We start from the raw sequence: 19,361 nt of genomic DNA, 5'->3' as shown, positions 1-19,361 counted from the left end.
CGCATCACGGGTTGGGAAAAGCATCCCACCGCCCCCGAAGCCGGTCAAGGCGGCGTGGACACCGATCGCGTCAGAGCGGCCCGAAGACGCAGAGGCTCGAGCCTAATCGCCGTCCAGGGCAGCGCCAGCATCTCGCGTCCCCAGCCCAGCCACCATCCCCACCCCGACCCTCCAGAGCGAGGAACCGACGCCCCGGAGACGCGAAGGCCAAAGCGGCGAAAGGCGTAAAGGGCGCGGGGCAGATGGTGCGGATCGGTCACGACCAGAATCCGCTGCCAGCCCCGGGCTTCGACGATCGGGCGGCAATGACGGGCATTGCCGATGGTGTTGCGCGAACTCGTCTCGACGAAAATCCGCTCGGACGAAACTCCTGCGGCCAAAGCCAGATCGCGCATCACCAGCGCCTCGGGAATCGGGTGGCGGACCGGACCGCCGCTCATCAGCAACGCGCCGACCTGTCCCGAAACAGCCAGATCAACGGCGCAGGCGACCCGACGCGCCAGGGCCGGACTGGGGCCGCCATCGGGCGCGATGCTGGCCCCCAACACGATCGCGACATCAAACGGCGAGGCGGGATCGGGCATATGGAGGGCAACTCCTGGGCGGGGAAGGAAGAAAATTACAATTTTGCGGCATTGAGTGGTGTAAAAATCTTGAAACGACGTTTCCTCCGCTCAGGTTCCGACGTATCCTGCGCCCGCGCGACGCCAGCCGGGGGGCCGGTGCCGCGCACTCCTCCCCTAAGTCATGGGAAAAGGCCAAGATGAGCGAGACCGTTAAATATCTGTTGTCCGAAGACCGTATCCCCAAGGCCTGGTACAACCTGGCCGCCGATCTGCCTGTGCCGTTGCCGCCGCCGCTTCATCCCGGCACCGGACAGCCGATCGGTCCGGACGATCTTGCTTCCATCTTTCCCAAGGCGGTGATCGAACAGGAGGTCAGCACCGAACGCTGGATCGACATTCCCGAGCCGGTACGTGAGGTCTATCGCCTGTGGCGTCCGGCGCCGCTGATCCGCGCCCGTGGGCTGGAAAAGGCGCTCGACACCCCGGCCAAGATTTATTTCAAGTACGAAGGCGTCAGCCCCGCCGGTAGCCACAAGCCCAATTCGGCAGTGCCGCAGGCGTTCTTCAACAAGCAGGAAGGCATCACCCGGCTGGCGACCGAGACCGGGGCGGGACAGTGGGGCAGTTCGCTCGCCTTCGCCGGATCGCTGTTCGGCATCGAAGTCGAAGTCTATATGGTCAAGGTGTCCTATCAGCAAAAGCCGTACCGGCGCGCGCTGATGGAAACCTATGGGGCCACCTGCATCGCCAGCCCGTCGAACCTGACCCAGGCTGGGCGCGACATCCTGGCCGTCGATCCCAATTCGAACGGCTCGCTCGGCATCGCCATTTCCGAGGCGGTCGAGGTCGCCGCCTCGCGGTCCGATACCAATTACGCGCTGGGCAGCGTGCTGAACCATGTCTGTCTGCATCAGACCATCATCGGCGAAGAGGCGATGTTGCAGATGGAGATGGCGGGCGACCAGCCTGACATCGTCATCGCCTGTACCGGCGGCGGCTCGAATTTCGCCGGTCTGGCCTTCCCCTATATCCGCGAGAAGATCAAGGGATCGAAGGTCCGTGTGATCGGTATCGAACCGGCTTCGTGCCCGACTCTGACCCGGGGCCGCTACGCCTACGATTACGGCGACACCGGCAAATTGACCCCGATGGTCAAGATGCACACCCTGGGTTCGACCTTCATGCCGCCGGGCTCGCATTCGGGTGGGCTGCGCTATCACGGCATGTCCCCGATGGTCAGCCATGTCAAGGAACTGGGCCTGATGGAGGCGCGCGCCTATCACCAGACCGAGTGCTTTGCCGCCGCCGTCCGCTTCGCCCGTGCCGAAGGCATCGTCCCCGCTCCGGAATCCTCGCATGCGATCAAGGGCGCGATCGACGAGGCCCTGCGTTGCAAGCTTGAAGGCCGCTCCGAGACGATCCTGTTCAACCTGTCGGGCCACGGCCATTTCGACATGCAGGCCTATACCGACCACTTCACCGGCAAGCTGGTCGATCCGGCCTTCAATCAGAGCGCGCTCGACACCGCCCTGGCCGAACTGCCCAAGGTCGGCTGAGACGTCCCGCCCCCTCTCCCGCGTCGTCGTGGGAGAGTCTTCCGTGAAAAAGTCCCTCGCTGTCGCTCGGTGTACTTTTTCCCGTTGGATTAAAAGGAGAAAAATGGGCTAGGGGCGGCCCAGCGCCCATTTTTCGTGTTGTCTGTTTCACCAGCTTTGCGCCGCTTAAGCGCGCAAAGCTGGTGAAATCCCGCCTCCGAAGCCGTGGGCGTCGCCCATCGGCCTCGGAGGGAACCAAATCCATCCCCGCGCGGAAAGCTTGATTGAGCACGGGGATTCTTTTTGAACCGGGGAAAAGTACACTGAGGCCAAAGGCCGAAGGACTTTTTCACGACCGACGGGAGAGGGGAATGGCCGACCGGGGTCTGGAAACGACAACGCCGCCGTTCCTTGCGGAGCGGCGGCGTTGCCAATTTCCGAGACGGCGTGAAACTTACTTCACGGTCTTCAGATAGGCGATGACGGCGGCGACATCGGCCGGGTTCTTCAGACCGCCGAAGGACGCGCCCATCTTGTTGCCGGGGATGGTTTCCTTCGGATTGGCGAGATACTTGGTCAGCATCGCTTCGTCGATGGTCATGCCCGAGGCCAAGTGAGCCGGCGAATATTTGTAGTTCGGGGCCAGACCGACCTTGCGGCCATACGCGCCCGACAGGCTGGGGCCAACGCCATTCTTGCCAGCTTCAATGCTATGACAGGCCTTGCACTGGTTGAAGGCGGTCGGGGCATCGGCGGCGGTGGCGGCGAAGGGGGCGGCGAACAGGGCGACGGCGGCGGCCAAGCCCAGCTTTCTGAAGGTAAACATGAGGTTATCTCCCGTTGCGCAGAATGTTGGTGGCGCGAGGCCCCGGTTATCCCTTATGACTGTGACAAATTCAAGGGTGGAGTCGAGGCAAGTGTGGGCGAGAACCAGAACCATCGAGTAGGATTTCCCCTGCCCGAGTGTTCTCTCGCCTACTTAAACCCGATCCAGACCAGAGCCAGATCGCCGATGGGTTGTCGCGACATCTCCAGCCACCGGGGGGAAGTGGCCGGACGTCCGTCTTGTCTGTCCCCGCGCTTACAGGCTTTTCAGATACGCAATCACGGCGGCGACGTCGGCAGGGTTCTTCAGGCCGGCGAACACCATCTTATTGCCGGGAATAACCCCCTTGGGATCGGCAAGATATTTGGTCAGGGTCGGCTCGTCCCAAGTCAGGCCGGATTTGGCGTGGGGATCGGAGAATTTGAACCCGGCGAGGGTTCCGGCCTTGCGGCCATACACACCGGCCAGACTGGGGCCAACCCCATTCTTGCCAGCTTCGACGCTATGACAGGCCTTGCACATGCCGAAAGCGGGCGGCGCATCGGCGGCGGAAGCCAAAGCGGGCACCGACATCAACGCAGCCCCAAACGCAAAACCAGAAATCCAGTTGACCTTCATAACGCCCCTCCTCAAACGACGCGACGAAGCCCTTACGGGCCATGTGGTAACTGTTTCCTAAGATTGTGCTGAATTCAAGCGTGACTCGGACAGAAACATTTATTTTTCGCCCGGTATAGGAAATGTCTGATATGCAGCCGTCCCCCTTGCCCATCGATAGCGTTTTGTGCGGTCTGCGCGCCACCCTGGCCTCGTCGTCCGGTCTGGTGCTGCTGGCCCCGCCCGGTGCAGGCAAGACCACCCGGGTTCCCCCCGCCCTGCTGGACGAGCCCTGGCTGGCCGGACAGAAGATCGTGATGCTGGAGCCGCGACGGCTGGCGGCCAGGGCCGCCGCCCGGCGGATGGCGGCCGAACGGGGCGAAGTGCCGGGCCAGACCGTCGGCTGGCGGGTCCGCTTCGACTCGAAGGTGGGGCCGGACACCCGGATCGAAGTGGTGACCGAAGGCATTCTGACCCGGATGCTCCAGGACGATCCGTCCCTGCCGGGAATCGGGCTGGTAATCTTCGACGAGTTCCACGAACGCTCGCTTCATGCCGATCTCGGCCTTGCCCTGGCGCTGGAGGCGCAGCAGGGCCTGCGCGACGATCTGAAGCTGTTGGTGATGTCGGCGACGCTGGAGGGCGGGCCGGTGGCGCGGCTGATGGGCGGCGTCCCGGTGATCGAGAGTCCCGGCCGGGCCTTTCCCGTCGAAACCCGCTTCCTGGCCCGCCCCGAGCCCCGACGCTTTATCGACGAGGCGGTCCGCGCCGTCGCGTGCGCCCTTGACGAGACCGAGGGCGACGTCCTGGTGTTCCTGCCCGGCTCGGGCGAAATCCGGCGGGTCGAAACGAGGCTGGCCGAGCATCCGGCGGCGGCGGGCGTGCTTCTCGCCCCGCTTTTCGGCGATCTGACCGCAGAGCGGCAGGATCTGGCGATCGCCCCCTCCCCCACCGGACAGCGCAAGGTGGTGCTGGCCACCTCGATCGCCGAAACCTCGCTGACGATCGAAGGGGTGCGGGTCGTCGTCGATTGCGGACAGGCCCGGGTTCCCCGCTTTGATCCCGGCAGCGGCATGACCCGGCTGGTGACGCAACCGGTGTCGCGCTCGGGCGCCGACCAACGGCGCGGCCGCGCCGGGCGACTGGGGCCGGGCGTGTGCTATCGACTGTGGTCCGAGGCCGAGGACCGTGCCCTCGCCCCCCAGCCGGTTCCGGAAATCCTTGCTGCCGATTTGGCTCCGTTGGCGCTTGATCTCGCCCGCTGGGGAATCGCCGATCTCTCAACCCTGGCCTGGATCGACCCCCCGCCCGAGGCGCATCTGGCGGCGGCCCGCGCGGTGCTGACCCGGCTGGGCGGGCTTGATGCCTCGGGCCGGATCACCCAGCATGGCAAGGCGATGGCCCGGTTGCCGCTGCATCCCCGCCTCGCCCACATGATGCTGAAAGCGCGCGAGATCGGTCTGGCCGGGCTGGCCTGCGATCTCGCCGCGCTGTTGGAGGAACACGACCTGCTGCGCGCCGGTCGAAGCGGGCGGGATGCCGATCTGCGGCTGCGTCTCCAGGTGCTGCGCGGGGGCGAGTCTCCCGATCCCCGCCACGGCCTGACCGTCGATCGGGGCGTGCTCGGCCGGGTCCGTCAGGCCGCCCGCGACGCCCGCCGACGCCTCGGTCTGCGCGGCGACGAGCAAGCGGGCAGCGACGGCGATGCCGGGCTGTTGCTGGCCTTCGCCTATCCCGACCGCATCGCCCGCCGTCGTCCCGGCGGCGAGCCGCGCTATACCCTCGCCAACGGTCAGGGCGCGGCGTTTGCCGATCCCGAGCCGCTGGCGGCCGAGCCCTGGCTGACCCTGGCCGAGCTGGATGGCGACCGGCGCGAGGCGCGGATCTATCTCGCCGCTCCGATTGCCCTGGCCGAGATCGAAACCCACTTCGCCGACGACATCGAAACCGTCGCCCTGTGCGCCTGGGACAGCCGCGAGCAGATGGTCCAGGCCCGTCGGCAACGGCGATTGGGGCGGCTGGTGCTCGACGACAAGCCGTGGAGCGGGGCCGATCCCGACGCTGTCGCCGCCGCGATGACCGAGGGCGTGCGCGAGATGGGGCTAGGCTGCCTGCCCTGGACGCCGGATTTAGAGGGACTGCGCCGCCGGGTTGCCTTTCTCGCCGCGCAAGACCCCGAGGCGGGCTGGCCCGATCTGTCCGACGCCGCCCTGCTCGACGGGCTGGAAAGCTGGCTGACCCCGTTTCTGCCCGGATTGGTGCGGCGAGCCCATCTGACCCGGCTTGATCTCGCTGCGGCGCTGGCCACCCTGATCCCGTATGAGCGCCGCCGCCAGCTCGACAGTCAGGCTCCGACCCATGTCACGGTGCCGTCGGGATCGCGTCTGCCGATTGATTACAGCGGCGAGACCCCAGTGCTGGCGGTGCGGTTGCAGGAGATGTTCGGCTGTGCCGACACCCCCCGGATCGCCGAGGGGCGGGTGGCGCTGCTGCTGCACTTGCTGTCACCGGCGCGGCGGCCGGTTCAGGTGACCCGCGATCTTGCCAGCTTCTGGGCCGGGGCCTACCGTCAGGTCCGCGCCGACCTAAAAGGGCAATATCCCAAGCATTGGTGGCCGGACGATCCGATGCAGGCCGAACCGACCGCGCGGGCCAAGCCGCGCCGGGCCTGACCGCGCGGACCAAGCCTGATTACTTCGCGGGATCGACGAACTCGACGCTGCCATGCACGGGCGGGGCTTTCTGATCGCCGAACCCGGTGCCCGGCTTGGCCGACGCCGCCGGAGTTGCGGCCGGAGCAGGCGCGACGGCGGGTGCCGACTGCCCCTGACGGGCGGCAATGATCGAAGCCTCGCGGCTCTGACGATAAAGGCTGCGGATCGCGGCATAGTCGTCGAGCGAACTGCGCCGCAAATCCTTCAGCGGGTCAAGCAGGTTAGTGCGGGTGTCGAGCACTTCTGCACCGGTCTGAATGTTGTTGACGATGTCCAGACCGTTGGCCGACAGCACCGCGCCGGTGGGGCTGGCCCAGAACTCGGCGACCTTGCCGGTGCCGTCGCGCAGGTTCGACGGGCCGAACAGCGGCAACATCAGATAGGGGCCTTCTTCGATGCCCCACACCGCCAGGGTAACGCCGATATCGGTCTTGTGCGACTTGGCCCCGCCGCTGTCGGCGACGGCATCCCGCGCGCCCAGCAGGCCGAAGGTCGAGTTGATGAAGAAGCGTCCGAGCGAATCCGCCGCGGCATGGGTGTTGCCCTGCAACAAATCGTTACCCGCGACATAGGGTTCCTGAAGATTGGTCAGGATGTTGTGAACGGCGTCGCGGAACCAGTCGGGCAGGTTGGAACGATAGGATTCGGCGACCGGAACCATGATCGCATCGTCGAGCGCCATATTGACATCGAAGATCGCCCGGTTGGTCGGCTCTAGCGGATCGTTGAGGGACTGGATTTCGGCCCGTTCATCGGGATCCTCGGGCAACGTGGTACAGCCGGACAGCAGGGCGAACGACACGGCGGCAACCACCGAACAGACACGAAACCCACGACGCATGAAGACCCCCCAGCCGCGACCACTGATGCAAGAACAGCTCTTTCAGAGGTTCCGTTCGCATGCCGGAGGGGGCGGAGTCAACCTTTTCGCGCCCCGTAAGAAAGGAAGCGCCCCTCCGCCACCGGAGGAGCGCCCCTGTCGAGGATCAATACATATGCTGGCCGCCATTGACGGAAATGGTCGAGCCGGTGATGAAATCGGCATCGTCGGAAACCAGGAACATCACCGCGCGGGCGATGTCCTCGGCCCGACCGAGCCGACCGGCCGGGATGCGGGCAACGATCTTTTCCAGCACCGGCGCCGGAACCGAGCGGACCATGTCGGTATCGACATACCCCGGCGCGATCGCGTTGACGGTGACGCCGCGGGCGGCCCCTTCCTGGGCCAAGGCCTTGGTGAACCCGTGAATACCGGACTTGGAGGCGGCGTAATTGGCCTGACCGTACTGCCCGGCCTGACCGTTGATCGAGCCGATATTGACGATGCGGCCAAAGCCGCGCTCGCGCATCGAATCGATCACCAGACGCGCGGTGTTGAAGCACGAGGTCAGATTGATGCGGATCACATCGTTCCACATCTCCGGGCTCATCTTGTGCAAGGGCGCGTCGCGGGTGATCCCGGCATTGTTGATGACGATATCGATCGGCCCGTGTTCGGCGCTGATCGCCTTGAGCGCCGCATCGGTGGCGGCGAAATCGCTGATATCCCATTTGACGGCGGGAATGCCGGTTTCGGCGGTAAACGTGCGCGCGGCATCGTCATTCCCGCCGTAATTGGCGACAACGCGATATCCGGCCGACTTGAGGGAGGTGGAGATGGCGCGCCCGATGCCGCGGGTGCCGCCGGTGACCAGTGCCAAACGACCCATGGTAGTATCCTCCTTGCGTTTCTCGATTCGACTGGCTCTTGATGGCCATGGTCCGCCCAAGATGGAGCGGACGCCGGGGGACGGACCCGGCGCCCGGTATTTCCGTCAACGCTCGACGCAGAGCGCGATCCCCATCCCTCCGCCGATGCACAGAGTGGCGAGCCCCTTATGACCGTCGCGGCGGCGCAGTTCGTGCAGCAGCGAGACCAGTACCCGGGCTCCCGACGCGCCGATCGGATGGCCAAGCGCGATCGCCCCGCCATTGACGTTGACCTTGGCGGTATCCCATCCGATCGCGCGGTTGACGGCGATCGCCTGGGCGGCGAAGGCTTCGTTGGCTTCGATCAGGTCGAGATCGTCATGGCGCCACCCGGCCTTTTCCAGCGCCTTCTGCGAGGCGGGAACCGGGCCGGTGCCCATCACCTTGGGATCGACCCCGGCGGTGGCCCAACTGGCAATCCGAGCCAGCGGGGTCAGACCACGCCGGGTGGCCTCGGCGGCACTCATCACCACCAGGGTGGCGGAACCGTCATTGATCCCCGAGGCGTTACCAGCGGTAACGGTGCCGTCCTTGGCAAACGCCGGACGCAGCCGCGACAGCACCTCAAGCGAGGCGCCGAACCGAGGGAACTCGTCGGTATCGAACTGCTTTTCTTCTTTCTTGACCATGATCGGGACCGGAACGATCTCGTCCTTGAAACGGCCCGCCTTGATCGCCGCCTCGGCCTTGGTCTGGCTGGCCAGGGCGAACGCGTCCTGGTCCTCACGGGTGATGCCGAACTCGCGGGCGACGTTCTCGGCGGTGACACCCATATGGTAGTTGTTGAAAATGTCGGTCAGCCCGTCATTGATCATCGTATCGACGAAACTGACATTGCCCATCTTGGTTCCGCCGCGCAGAAACGCGGAATGGTGGGCGTTGGACATGCTTTCCTGACCACCGGCAACGACGATCGAGGAATCGCCCGCCTTGATCGCCTGGGCGGCCAGAGCGACGGCGCGCAGGCCCGAGCCACAGACCTGATTGATGGTGATCGCGGTGCTTTCGACCGGCAAACCGGCGGCAAGAGCCGCCTGACGGGCACCGTTCATGCCCTGCCCCGCCGTCAGAATCTGACCCAGGATCGCTTCGGACACATCGGCCGCCGCAACACCGGCCTGGTCCAAGGCGGCGCGAATGGTGATTGCGCCCAATTGAGCTGCGGAATGGGAAGACAACGACCCGGAAAAGGCCCCGATCGCGGTACGAACGGCGGCGACGATAACAATATCAGTCATGAGCCTTGAGTCTCCCTTATCGAGCACGGTTCGTCCGTGCCACCACTGATAGACAGAACTGCTATTATCGTAATACTGCCTTGCTCATATGTCATGCAACACCGTATCGTTACGGGTATCGACGACGGATCCAGCGAACCAGGGGACCAAGGACATCGCTGCGGGCCCGCGGCCCGGTCAGCAACCCGACATGCCCGCCCGCCACCACCGACAGCCGGGCATGGGGAATTCGCTGCGCCAGCGGCAGCGCCGAATCCGGCGGCACGATGCGGTCGCGCCCCGGCACGATCGCCAGAGTCGGCACCCGTACCTCCTCCGGCAGCACCGGACGACCGTCGATCCGCCATTCCCCCCGCGCCGGTGCGTTGGCGCCGTACCACTCGAACAGGCACTCGCGCGCCACCGCCGCCACCAGCGGCACCCCGTCATTGGCCCAATCCTCCAGCGCGACGAACTCGCGGGCACGGGCGCTGCGGGGCTTTGTGTGGGCGAAGGCGGTGAATTTGCGCGCCGCCAGGCCGGGATCGAGCCCGGCGAACAGCGCCTGGAGCAGATCGACCGGCAGGCATCCCGCGCCGTCAATCATTGCCCCCAGCGCCGGTTCCAGCGCCCGCACCAGCGCGGCGGTTTCGCTCCGCCCGGCGACGAAATCGAATGGCGTCGCCAGCAAGACCAGCGCCGCGACGCTGCCGGGCCGGCGTTGCGCCAGCGGCAGCGCCAGCAATCCCCCCATGCAATAGCCGACGACAACCGGGGCACGGCCGCATAATTCGGCGACCCGGTCCAGCATCGGCTCCAGCCGGTCGAGCACGTAATCGGTCAGGGTAAAGCCCTGTTCGTCAGGTCCGGGCGCATCCCAATCGACCAGGAACGGGGCCAGCCCCCGCGCGGCGAAATAGCGCATCAGGCTGCGTCGTTCGGTCAGATCGAGGATATAGGCGCGGTTGACCAGCGAGGGAATCACCAGCACCGGAACCGCGGGAATCGCCTCGGCCTCGCTACGGAAATCGAGCAGACGGGTGCTGCCACGGCTCCAGACGATCGGAGGCGGCGGCAGATCGCGGCGATAGGGATGGCGGCGATAGGCCTCGATCCCGTTCAGAAAGGCAGCGTGACGGCGCACCGCCTCGGCGGCCAGCGCCGTCTCGAACCCGGCCGGAGCCTCAGGACCGGCGGCGGCGAGGCTTTCCTTCAGCAGGTCCGCCTGTTCGGCCAAGTGCGGCTTCCAGGACAGCGACCCGCTCCTCCAGAGCGGCCAGACGGCCAGCGAGCCAAACAGCGTCGCCAGATGGGTCAGCAGGAGGAGCGGCAACGGACGCGGCCCGATCCGGGGTGGTGGCGGCGGCGGGACCGGTGGCGGGCTGGGGCGTGGGCGACTCTGTCGGCTCATCCGCTCGCGCCTTGTTGTTCGGGCTGGTGGCGGCGACCGCGATCCCGGCAGCCTCGGCCATCGCCGCGGCGCAGCCGGTCATCATCGCCACGCCTTTCGCCACCGCCTCGGCCATCGCCGGGTCGGAGGAGAGGGCGGCCACCTGCTGCTGCCACAAATCGAGATAGCGACGCGCCAGGGCGGCGACTTCAGGCGACGGGTCCGTCATGGCCTGAGTATAGCAACGCCCCCCCGCTTTGACCACGCCCCTGATCGAAGATCAGCCTGGATGCCAATCGACGCGGGGCAACATGATCTGTTAAGGTGAGGCAATGACAGGGCAATGAGGCCCTGTCGTCGCAGTCGAGATGAAGAGCCAGATGTCGGAGACCCAGACCGCCGCCAAGGCGCCCATCACGATCAAGAAGTATGCGAATCGTCGGCTTTACAACACCGCGACCAGCAGCTACGTGACGCTCGATCACCTGTGTCAGATGGTCAAGGACAATCAGGATTTCGTCGTTTACGACGCCAAATCGGGCGAAGACATCACCCGGTCGGTCCTGACCCAGATCATCGTCGAGGAAGAAGGAAAAAGCGGCCAGAACCTGCTGCCGATCAGCTTCCTGCGCCAGTTGATCGGGTTCTATGGCGACTCGCTGGGCGGATTGGTGCCGCGCTATCTCGAATACAGCATGCAGGCGTTTTCCCGGAACGAGGAACAGATGCGCGATTACATGCGCACCACCCTGGGCGGTGGGCTGTTCCCCTTCAATCCGTTCGAGGAGGTCGCCAAGCAGAACAAGGCGTTCGTCGAGCAGGCGGTCAAGATGTTCTCGTCCTTTTATCCGGTCCCGACCGGGACGGCGGAACCCGAGGCCGACACTCCCCGGACCGACCCGCCCCGCCGCTAGCGCCCCGCGCCCGCCCCGCGCCGGACCTCTGCCCAAAGGCCCGCCATGCGTCGTTCGCTCGCGATCCTGTCCCTGATTCTGTCCCTGGCCGTGCCGATCGCCGCCCCGGCGCGCGAATCGCTGACGATCGGCCTGTCGCAATATCCGGTGACGCTCAATCCGCTGATCGAATCGATGTTGGCCAAGACCTATGTCCTGGCCTTCGTCCATCGCCCGATCACCGCCTACGATCCCTCGTGGACGCTGGTCTGCCTGTTGTGCGAGACGCTGCCGACGCTGGAAAACGGGCTGGCGCGGATCGAGACCCTGCCGGGCGGGAAAAAGGGAATCGCCGTCACCTACGCCTTGAAGGCCGACGCGCGATGGGGCGACGGCACCCCGGTCAGCAGCGCCGACGTCGCCTTTACCTGGACGGTCGGCCGCCACCCCCGCTCTGGCGTGTCGAACAGCGAATTGTTCAACCGCATCACCCGGGTCGAGATCCTCGATGCCCGCCGCTTCACCCTGCATTTCGACCGGGTGACGTTCGATTACAACGCGATCAACGATTTGCGGCTGTTGCCCGCCCATATCGAGCGGCCCCGTTTCGAGGCCGCGCCAGAGAGCTATCGCACCCAAACCGCCTACGAGCAGGACAGCACCAATCCCGGCCTCTATAACGGCCCCTATCGCATCGCCGGACTCGAACGCGGCTCGCACATCCTGCTGGTCCGCAATCCGCATTGGAGCGGGCCACGACCGGGGTTCGACCGCATCCAGATCCGCACGATCGAAAACAGCGCGGCGATGGAAGCTCACCTGCTGTCGGGCGGCGTCGATATGATCGCAGGCGAACTGGGCTTGCCGCTGGAACAGGCGCTGGCGCTGGAAAAGCGTCAGGGCAGCCGCTTTACCTTCATCACCCGCCCCGGTCTGGTCTACGAGCATCTCGACGTCAACCTATCCTCGCCGATCCTGGCCGACCGACGGGTGCGCCGCGCCCTGCTCGCCGCGCTCGACCGCGACGGGCTGACCCGGCAATTGTTCGACGGCCGCCAGCCGGTCGCGGCGACGATGGTTCCCCAACTCGATTGGGTGTTCGCCGAGGACGTGCCTGCGGCGAAATACGATCCCGCCGCCGCGAGCGCCCTGCTTGACGAAGCGGGCTGGCGGAGCGGCCCCGGCGGCATCCGGGTCAACGCCCAGGGCGACAAGCTGGCGCTGGAGCTGCTGACCACCGCGGGCAACCGCTCGCGCGAGTTGGTGGCCCAGGTGATCCAGGCGCAATGGCGCAAGGTGGGGATCGACCTCAAACTCCGCACCGAGCCGCCGCGGGTGATGTTCGGCGACACGGTGAGCCAGCGCAAATTCCCCCATCTGGCGATGTTCGCCTGGTATTCCGCCCCCGAAAGCGTGCCGCGCTCGACGCTGCATTCGACCCTGATCCCGACCGCCGCCAACAATTGGGCCGGGCAGAATTATCCGGGCTATGCCAGCCCGAAGATGGATGCGCTGCTCGACGCGATCGAGATCGAAACCGACCGTCCCCGCCGCAAGGCGCTGTGGCGCGACCTGCAACGGCTTTATGCCGAGGATCTTCCGGCCCTGCCGCTCTATTTCCGCGCCGATCCCTTCATCCTGCCCAAGGGGATGAGCGGGCTGTCTCCGACCGGCCACCAGGATCCCAGCCCCTATTGGGTCGAGCAATGGCGCTGGGACTGATCCGTCCGGTCGTTTCGCGGCTGGGCCAGTCCGCTCTCGTTCTGCTGGCGATGTCGTTCGTCGTCTATGGCCTGATGGGGCTGATGCCGGGCGATCCGATCGATTTGATGATCGCCGGAGACCCCCGCCTGACCGCCGCCGACGCGCTCCGCCTCAAGGCGCTGTACGGCCTCGACCGCCCTTGGATCGAGCGCTGGCTGGGCTGGCTGACCCAGGCCCTTCAGGGCGAGTTCGGCTATTCCCGCCTCTATGCCCTGCCGGTCGCGGCGGCGATGCTTCCCGCGATCGCCAACACCGCCCTCTTGATGGTCTCGGCGCTGACCCTGTCGCTGGCGATCGCGATCCCGCTCGGACTGTGGGCGGCAAGAAAGCCCGGTTCGGCCGCCGACATCCTGGTCAATCTGCTCGCCTTCGCCTCGGTGTCGGTGCCGGTGTTCTGGCTTGGCCTGATGCTGATCGTCCTGTTCTCCGTCAGCCTGGGCTGGCTGCCCGCCGGGGGACTAAACACGATCGGCGGCCCGGACAGCCTGGGCGACCGCCTTGCCCACCTCGCCTTGCCGGTCTCCACCCTGGCCCTGGCCGGTCTGGGGCAATTCGCCCGCCACATGCGGGCGGCGATGATCGTCGAATCCGGCCGCGATTACATCCGCACCGCCCGCGCCAAGGGCTGTTCCCCCGTCCGCGTCCTGCTGCGCCACCAACTCCGCAACGCCCTGCTGCCGGTCGTCACCATCGTCGCCCTCGAGATCGGTGGGCTGTTTTCCGGCGCGCTGGTGACCGAAACGGTGTTCGCCTGGCCGGGAATGGGACGGCTGATCTATGCCTCGGTGATGGGCAACGATTTCAATCTGGCTTTGTCGGGCTTGCTGCTGGCGACGGCGATGACCCTGGTCGGCTCGGTCCTGGCCGATCTCGCTTATTGGCAGCTCGACCCTCGGGTGCGGGGACGATGAAGGCCCCGCTGTCCCTGCTGGCGGGCGCGGCCCTGCTGCTACTGCTGACCGCCGCGACGCTGGCCGGGCCGCTGCTGCTGCCCGATCCCGAGGCGATGGACCTCGCCGTCCGGCTGGGGCCGCCCTCGGCCGACCATCTGCTCGGCACCGACGAATTGGGCCGCGACGTCCTGGCCCGGCTGGTTCAAGGCGGCCGGGTATCGTTGGCAGTGGCGGCGCTGACCGCGACCTTGGCGGCTTTGTTCGGCACCGCGATCGGGCTGCTGGCGGGCTATGTCGGCGGACGGATCGATTCCGCGCTGATGCGCCTGACCGACGGGGTGATGGCGCTGCCGCTCTTGCCGCTGCTGATCGTCCTGGCCGCCGCCGACCCGGTCCGGTTGGGAATCCCGCCCGACCTTGCCGCCTCGGAACCGGTCGCGGTGGCGCGGCTGGCCATAATCGTCGCCTGCGTCAGTTGGACCGGAGTGGCCCGGCTGGTGCGGGGATCGACCCTGTCGGTTCGCGCCCGCGACCATGTCCGCGCCGCCGAAGCGTTGGGAGCCGGGCCGATGCGGGTGATGGTCCGCCACATCCTGCCCGACGTCGCCTCGCCGGTGGTGGTCGCCGCGACGCTTTCGGTCGGCCATGTCATCTTGATCGAAAGCGCGCTGTCGTTCCTGGGCCTGGGGCTGCGTCCGCCGCTGGCCTCGTGGGGCAACATGCTGACCGGAGCGATGGACGTGGTCTGGACCGCCCCGGCGATGGCGATCTGGCCCGGTGCGGCGATCTTCATCACCGTTTTGGCCTTTAACCTGCTGGGCGAGGGCTTGCAACGGCGGCTCGCCCCGTCCCTCTGCCGCCGATGAAGGCAGAGGAGCAGAGGCCTGCTTAAAGAGAAGGCAAAAGGGTGAGCGATCCAGCGGAATCTACCCGCAGGGAAGTGGCGTGATCCTTGCGTCCGTCGATATCGCGACCGAGGTGGAGCCACCGACCCATGCTGTCCCGCATTAAGGTTTCCCACAAGCTTTTGCTGATCTACGCCCTTGATATGATCGCAGTGATATTCCTTGGCTTCAGTCTGGCCGAAGAGAAATTTCTGTCGATCAATTTCGCTCGCCGCGAACTGGTCGGGATCGATTATATCGCCAGCGCCCGCGAAACCCTGTTCGCCGCCCTCGCGTCCGAGCGACCGCCCGGGCTGATCGAGGAGCGGGTGCGCGACCTGCGCGAGGCCGAAACCCGGCTGGGGGCCGGAATGGAGACGGCGGGGCTGGTCGAAGCGGCGGTCGATCCGCTTCGCTCTCTTGACCATGGCGGCGGGGCCGCCCCTGCGATCGCCGCCCTGCACCGAGTGATCGCCCGGATCGGCGACATGTCGAATCTGATCCTCGATCCCGATCTCGACAGCTATTACACGATGTCGCTGGTGGTGCTCCGCTTCCCCGATCTGGTCGAGACCCTGTCGCGGCTGCGCCATGAATCCACCGTCTCGACCGGGTCCGAAATGGGCGGTCACGCGACGCTGGCGGTGCTTCAAGGACAATTGTCGGCAATATCGAAAGGGATCGAGGACGATCTCGCCGCTGGCATTCGCGGCAATCACGACGGGTCGCTAAAGCTGGCGCTGTCCGACCGCTTTGCCCCGCTGTCGGCGGCGCTGATCCGGCTCAACGCGGCGATGGCCCCGGAAGTGATCGTCGATGGATTGTCCGCCCAGGAGCGGAGCCAGTTGACCGGCGCGGTCAACGACACCCTGGCCGAAGCCAAAAGTTCGTGGACCGCCGCCTCGACCGAATTGAACCGGCTGATCGGGCTTCGGATCGACGGTTTCTTCCTGCGGATGTACGAGCATTTCGCCCTGGCCGGAATCTTGCTGTCGGTGATCCTGACTCTGGTTCTGATGGTGGCCCGGCGGATCGCCAAGCCGATCGCCGACCTGGCCCAGGTCGCCGATCAGGTCCGCATCAACAACGATTATTCGCTGCGCGCCCGCTGGGACAGCGGCGACGAGATCGGGCGGCTGGTGATCGCCTTCAACACGATGCTGGAGCGGTTGCAGACCGAAGGTGCCAGACGACAGGAAATGGCGGCCCAGGCCCGCGCCGCCGAGGCGCAACGCGAGTTGATCGCGGCGATTTCCACGCCTCTGCTGGTGGTGCGGCTGTCCGATCTTGCCGTGATCCACGCCAACGAACCGGCCGAAGCCCTGCTGGGCAGCGAGGGAACCGGGTCGTGGCTGCCCCGGGTCGAGTTGGAACGGCTGATTACCGCCTTGGGCGACCATGGCGAGGTCAACGAATTCGAGGCCGAGTGCCACGGATTGGACGGCACCCCGTTCTGGGCGCTGATGTCGGCCCGCCATCTGGTGTTCCAGAACCAGGATGCGGTGCTGGTGATCGTGACCCCGATCAACGAGCGCCGCCGGATGGAGGAGGAACTCCGCCACGCCAAGACCGGAGCGGAAAAGGCGCTCCAGGATCTGCGCGAGGCCCAGCACAATCTGATCCAGGCCGAGAAGATGGCGTCGCTGGGCGGGCTGGTCGCCGGTGTCGCCCACGAGATCAACACTCCGGTCGGGATCGGCCTGACCGGGGCCTCGACCCTGGCGGTCGAGACCGACCGCATCCGCAAGCTCTACCAAAGCGACGACATGAGCCAGAGCGATTTCGAAGAGTATCTCGATATCGCCAATCGCAGCACCCGATTGCTGATGTCGAACATGGAGCGGGCCGCCTCGCTGATCCAGAGCTTCAAGCAGGTCGCGGTCGATCAGGTCAGCGACGAGCGCCGCTGCTTCGATCTGGCCGACTATATCGACGAAGTGCTGACCAGCCTGCATCCGGCCCTGCGCAAAAGCGGCATCGAAATCGGGGTCGAGTGCCCTTCGGGCCTTGAGATCGACGGCTTCCCCGGCGGACTGTCCCAGGTGCTGACCAATCTGGTGTTGAACGCGATCAATCACGGCTTCGAGGGGGGACGGCACGGCAAGATTACCATCACCGCCGACCAACCGGACGCTGCCTCGGTCCGGGTCCGGGTCGGCGACGACGGCAAGGGGATTCCCTCGGCCAACCTTGGCCGGATCTTCGACCCGTTCTTCACCACCCGGCGCACCGCAGGCGGGTCTGGACTGGGGCTGCATATCGTTTACAACATCGTGACCGGAACACTGAAGGGTGGGATCGAGGTCGATAGCGCCGAGGGGGTCGGCACCACCTTTTCCATCGTGTTTCCCCGCATCGCCGAAAAGATCGGCGTCCGCGACGTGGCCTAAAGGGGGGCCCTTGCTACTATGGCCAAGCTGGTTTTCGCCGACAAGAAATCCCGACGCGACGACAGCGCCGCCAATCGCCAGGGCTGGAAAGTGCTGATCGTCGATGATGATGCCGAAGTGCATTCGATCACCGAACTGGCACTCCGCAGCCTGACCTTTCTGGGCCGCCCGATCGAGTTCATCCACGCTTATTCCGGCATCGAGGCCCAGGCGGTGCTGGCGCAAAATCCCGACGTGTCGCTGATCCTGCTCGACGTGGTGATGGAGACCGACGATGCCGGGCTGCGCTTTGTCGAGCATGTCCGGGGCGAGGTCGGCAACACCAAGGTCCGGATCGTGCTGCGGACCGGCCAGCCCGGCCAGGCCCCCGAGCAGGACGTGATCCTGCGTTACGACATCAACGATTACAAAGCCAAGACCGAGCTGACCCAGCAAAAGCTGTACACTACGGTGATCACCGCGCTGCGCGGCTATCAGGATTTGATCGCGCTGGAATCCGGGCGTCAGGGGCTGCGCAAGATCATCGACGCCTCGGCCTCGCTGATGCAAAGCCGCTCGATGCGGATGTTCGCCAGCGGGGTGCTGACCCAGTTGAGCGGCCTGCTCGGCACCACCGGCTGCGGCATCTTGTGCACCCAGGCCGAGCCGTGCGAGAGCACCGACCTCACCATCATCGCCGCCTCGGGCAAGTTCGAGCCGCTGCTGTCGGCCCCGCCCGACACGGTCGATCCCGAGGTGATCAACCGGATCCGTCTGGTTCTGGCCCGGCGCGAGACCCTGATCGCCGAGAATTACACCATCTTGTACCTGCGCACGCCGAACTTCCGCGACGTCGCGATCTATGTCGAGGCCGACCGTCCGCTCGAAGACCTCGACCGCTCGCTGCTCGAAGTGTTCGGCACCAACATTTCGGTCGGCTTCGACAATCTGGAAATGATCGACCGGATCGTCCAGAACAACGAAGTGCTGGAGCGGCGGGTGATCGAGCGCACCCGCGACCTTCACGACCGCGAGGCCCGGCTGCTCACCATCATGGAAGCCAGCCCGATCGCGGTGGCGATCCTGAAGCTGGAGGACGACCAGCCGATCTTCGCCAATTCGCGCTTTTTCGACCTGCTCGGCCTAACGGCGGGCCAGACCGGCGACATCACCCTGGGCGGATTGTTCGCCGATCCCGCCGACCGCAGCCGGGTCGGGGCCGCCCTGGCCGGAGAGGACGGGGTGATCGGCGACCTGGAGGTCAGCCTCAACCGGGCGCAAGGCGGCCATTTCTGGGGGCTGCTCTCGGCCCGGCGGCTGGAGGTCAGCGGTCACGATTGCGCCTTGATCTGGCTCTACGACATCAGCCAGCGCAAGGAAATGGAGCGCGAATTACGCCAGTTCGCCACCACCGACCACCTGACCTCGGTTGCCAACCGCCGCCATTTCCTGGAAACGGCGGCCCTGGAATTCGAACGCTCGCGCCGCTATGGCCACCCATTGACGGTGATCATGGCCGACATTGATTTCTTCAAGAAAATCAACGACACCTACGGCCATCAAGTCGGCGACCGGGTGATCCGCGACTTTGCCGACACGCTGCAATCCTGCCTGCGGGGCTGCGATCTGGTCGGACGGCTGGGCGGCGAGGAATTCGCGGTGATCCTGCCCGAAACCCCGGCCGCCGAATCCCTCTCCGTCGCCGAGCGAATCCGTGCCGCGATCGAGGCGCTGGAAGTGTCGCTTCCCTATGGCGGCAGCCTGCGCTTCACCGCCAGCTTCGGCTGTGCCGCCCGCGGCGAAGGCGATGGAAGCATCGACGCGACCCTGGCCCGGGCCGATGCCGCCCTCTACCGCTCGAAAGATTGCGGCCGCAACAGCGTTACCGCCGCCGATTAACGACGATGATGCGGGCCTCCCGCATCACGGTCTTTATACCGGCAAGACCGGCGAACCGGGAGACG

16 protein-coding genes are annotated in these 19,361 nt (G+C 65.8%); 8 read left to right on the top strand and 8 right to left on the bottom strand.

The annotated features are described in order from the left end of the window. Positions 1–44: 44 nt before the first annotated feature. A complete protein-coding gene (locus BLW40_RS11620) occupies positions 45–584 on the bottom strand; it encodes a YdcF family protein (protein ID WP_074768719.1) in 540 nt (179 codons plus the stop codon). A gap of 179 nt (positions 585–763) precedes the next feature. Between BLW40_RS11620 and BLW40_RS11615 the strand changes: the two genes are divergently transcribed. Further along, on the top strand, positions 764–2,122 hold the full coding sequence (locus BLW40_RS11615; RefSeq protein ID WP_074768717.1) for a TrpB-like pyridoxal phosphate-dependent enzyme: 1,359 nt from the start codon (positions 764–766) through the stop codon (positions 2,120–2,122). Between the two features lie 433 nt (positions 2,123–2,555). Here the strand turns inward: BLW40_RS11615 and BLW40_RS11610 are convergent, their stop codons facing one another. Next, complete coding sequence (locus tag BLW40_RS11610) at positions 2,556–2,927, bottom strand: c-type cytochrome (RefSeq protein WP_074768715.1); 372 nt, start codon at positions 2,925–2,927, stop codon at positions 2,556–2,558. A gap of 255 nt (positions 2,928–3,182) precedes the next feature. After that, the gene (locus tag BLW40_RS11605; RefSeq protein ID WP_074768713.1) at positions 3,183–3,545 is read right to left on the bottom strand and encodes a c-type cytochrome; all 363 of its coding nucleotides are present in this window, start codon (positions 3,543–3,545) and stop codon (positions 3,183–3,185) included. A 131-nt stretch (positions 3,546–3,676) separates the two neighbouring features. Here BLW40_RS11605 and hrpB point away from each other — a divergent pair, with 131 nt between their 5' ends. Then, positions 3,677–6,196, top strand: coding sequence for an ATP-dependent helicase HrpB (hrpB, locus tag BLW40_RS11600; protein ID WP_083386758.1), 2,520 nt, complete (start codon positions 3,677–3,679; stop codon positions 6,194–6,196). A gap of 19 nt (positions 6,197–6,215) precedes the next feature. Here hrpB and BLW40_RS11595 read toward each other — a convergent pair whose 3' ends face one another. The 5 genes from BLW40_RS11595 to BLW40_RS17980 all read right to left on the bottom strand — a co-directional run bounded on the left by BLW40_RS11595 (position 6,216) and on the right by BLW40_RS17980 (position 10,823). Further along, complete coding sequence (locus BLW40_RS11595) at positions 6,216–7,079, bottom strand: MlaA family lipoprotein (protein WP_074768709.1); 864 nt, start codon at positions 7,077–7,079, stop codon at positions 6,216–6,218. Positions 7,080–7,224: 145 nt separating this feature from the next. Further along, complete coding sequence (phbB, locus tag BLW40_RS11590) at positions 7,225–7,947, bottom strand: acetoacetyl-CoA reductase (RefSeq protein WP_074768707.1); 723 nt, start codon at positions 7,945–7,947, stop codon at positions 7,225–7,227. Positions 7,948–8,052: 105 nt separating this feature from the next. Next, the gene (locus tag BLW40_RS11585; protein ID WP_074768705.1) at positions 8,053–9,225 is read right to left on the bottom strand and encodes an acetyl-CoA C-acetyltransferase; all 1,173 of its coding nucleotides are present in this window, start codon (positions 9,223–9,225) and stop codon (positions 8,053–8,055) included. A 109-nt stretch (positions 9,226–9,334) separates the two neighbouring features. After that, positions 9,335–10,441: an alpha/beta fold hydrolase gene (locus tag BLW40_RS11580; RefSeq protein WP_244511162.1), complete on the bottom strand. Its 1,107-nt coding sequence runs from the start codon at positions 10,439–10,441 to the stop codon at positions 9,335–9,337. Further along, positions 10,389–10,823 (bottom strand): hypothetical protein, encoded by a 435-nt coding sequence (locus tag BLW40_RS17980; protein ID WP_244511160.1) that lies wholly within the window; start codon positions 10,821–10,823, stop codon positions 10,389–10,391. Before BLW40_RS17980 ends, BLW40_RS11580 begins: the two co-directional genes overlap by 53 nt. Before the next feature lie 151 nt (positions 10,824–10,974). Here BLW40_RS17980 and phaR point away from each other — a divergent pair, with 151 nt between their 5' ends. The 6 genes from phaR (at position 10,975) to BLW40_RS11550 (ending at position 19,296) form a co-directional block, all read left to right on the top strand. After that, on the top strand, positions 10,975–11,508 hold the full coding sequence (gene phaR, locus BLW40_RS11575) for a polyhydroxyalkanoate synthesis repressor PhaR (protein ID WP_074768803.1): 534 nt from the start codon (positions 10,975–10,977) through the stop codon (positions 11,506–11,508). A gap of 45 nt (positions 11,509–11,553) precedes the next feature. Beyond that, positions 11,554–13,209 (top strand): peptide ABC transporter substrate-binding protein, encoded by a 1,656-nt coding sequence (locus BLW40_RS11570; protein ID WP_074768701.1) that lies wholly within the window; start codon positions 11,554–11,556, stop codon positions 13,207–13,209. Then, complete coding sequence (locus BLW40_RS11565; RefSeq protein WP_170834570.1) at positions 13,194–14,162, top strand: ABC transporter permease; 969 nt, start codon at positions 13,194–13,196, stop codon at positions 14,160–14,162. Before BLW40_RS11570 ends, BLW40_RS11565 begins: the two co-directional genes overlap by 16 nt. Next, positions 14,159–15,010, top strand: coding sequence for an ABC transporter permease (locus BLW40_RS11560; RefSeq protein WP_074768699.1), 852 nt, complete (start codon positions 14,159–14,161; stop codon positions 15,008–15,010). The genes BLW40_RS11565 and BLW40_RS11560 overlap by 4 nt, the downstream gene beginning before the upstream one ends. Before the next feature lie 128 nt (positions 15,011–15,138). Continuing rightward, positions 15,139–17,418 carry an ATP-binding protein gene (locus BLW40_RS11555; protein ID WP_074768697.1) on the top strand — a complete coding sequence of 760 codons (2,280 nt, stop codon included), beginning with the start codon at positions 15,139–15,141 and terminating at the stop codon, positions 17,416–17,418. 18 nt (positions 17,419–17,436) lie between these two features. Beyond that, positions 17,437–19,296, top strand: coding sequence for a diguanylate cyclase (locus BLW40_RS11550; RefSeq protein WP_074768695.1), 1,860 nt, complete (start codon positions 17,437–17,439; stop codon positions 19,294–19,296). The last annotated feature ends 65 nt before the right edge of the window (positions 19,297–19,361 follow it).

It is taken from the genome of Magnetospirillum fulvum, from assembly GCF_900108475.1.
Classification (GTDB): Bacteria; Pseudomonadota; Alphaproteobacteria; order Rhodospirillales; family Magnetospirillaceae; genus Phaeospirillum; species Phaeospirillum fulvum_A.
Note: the sequence above shows the minus strand (reverse complement) of the source record. Positions and strands in the feature narration are given on the sequence as shown.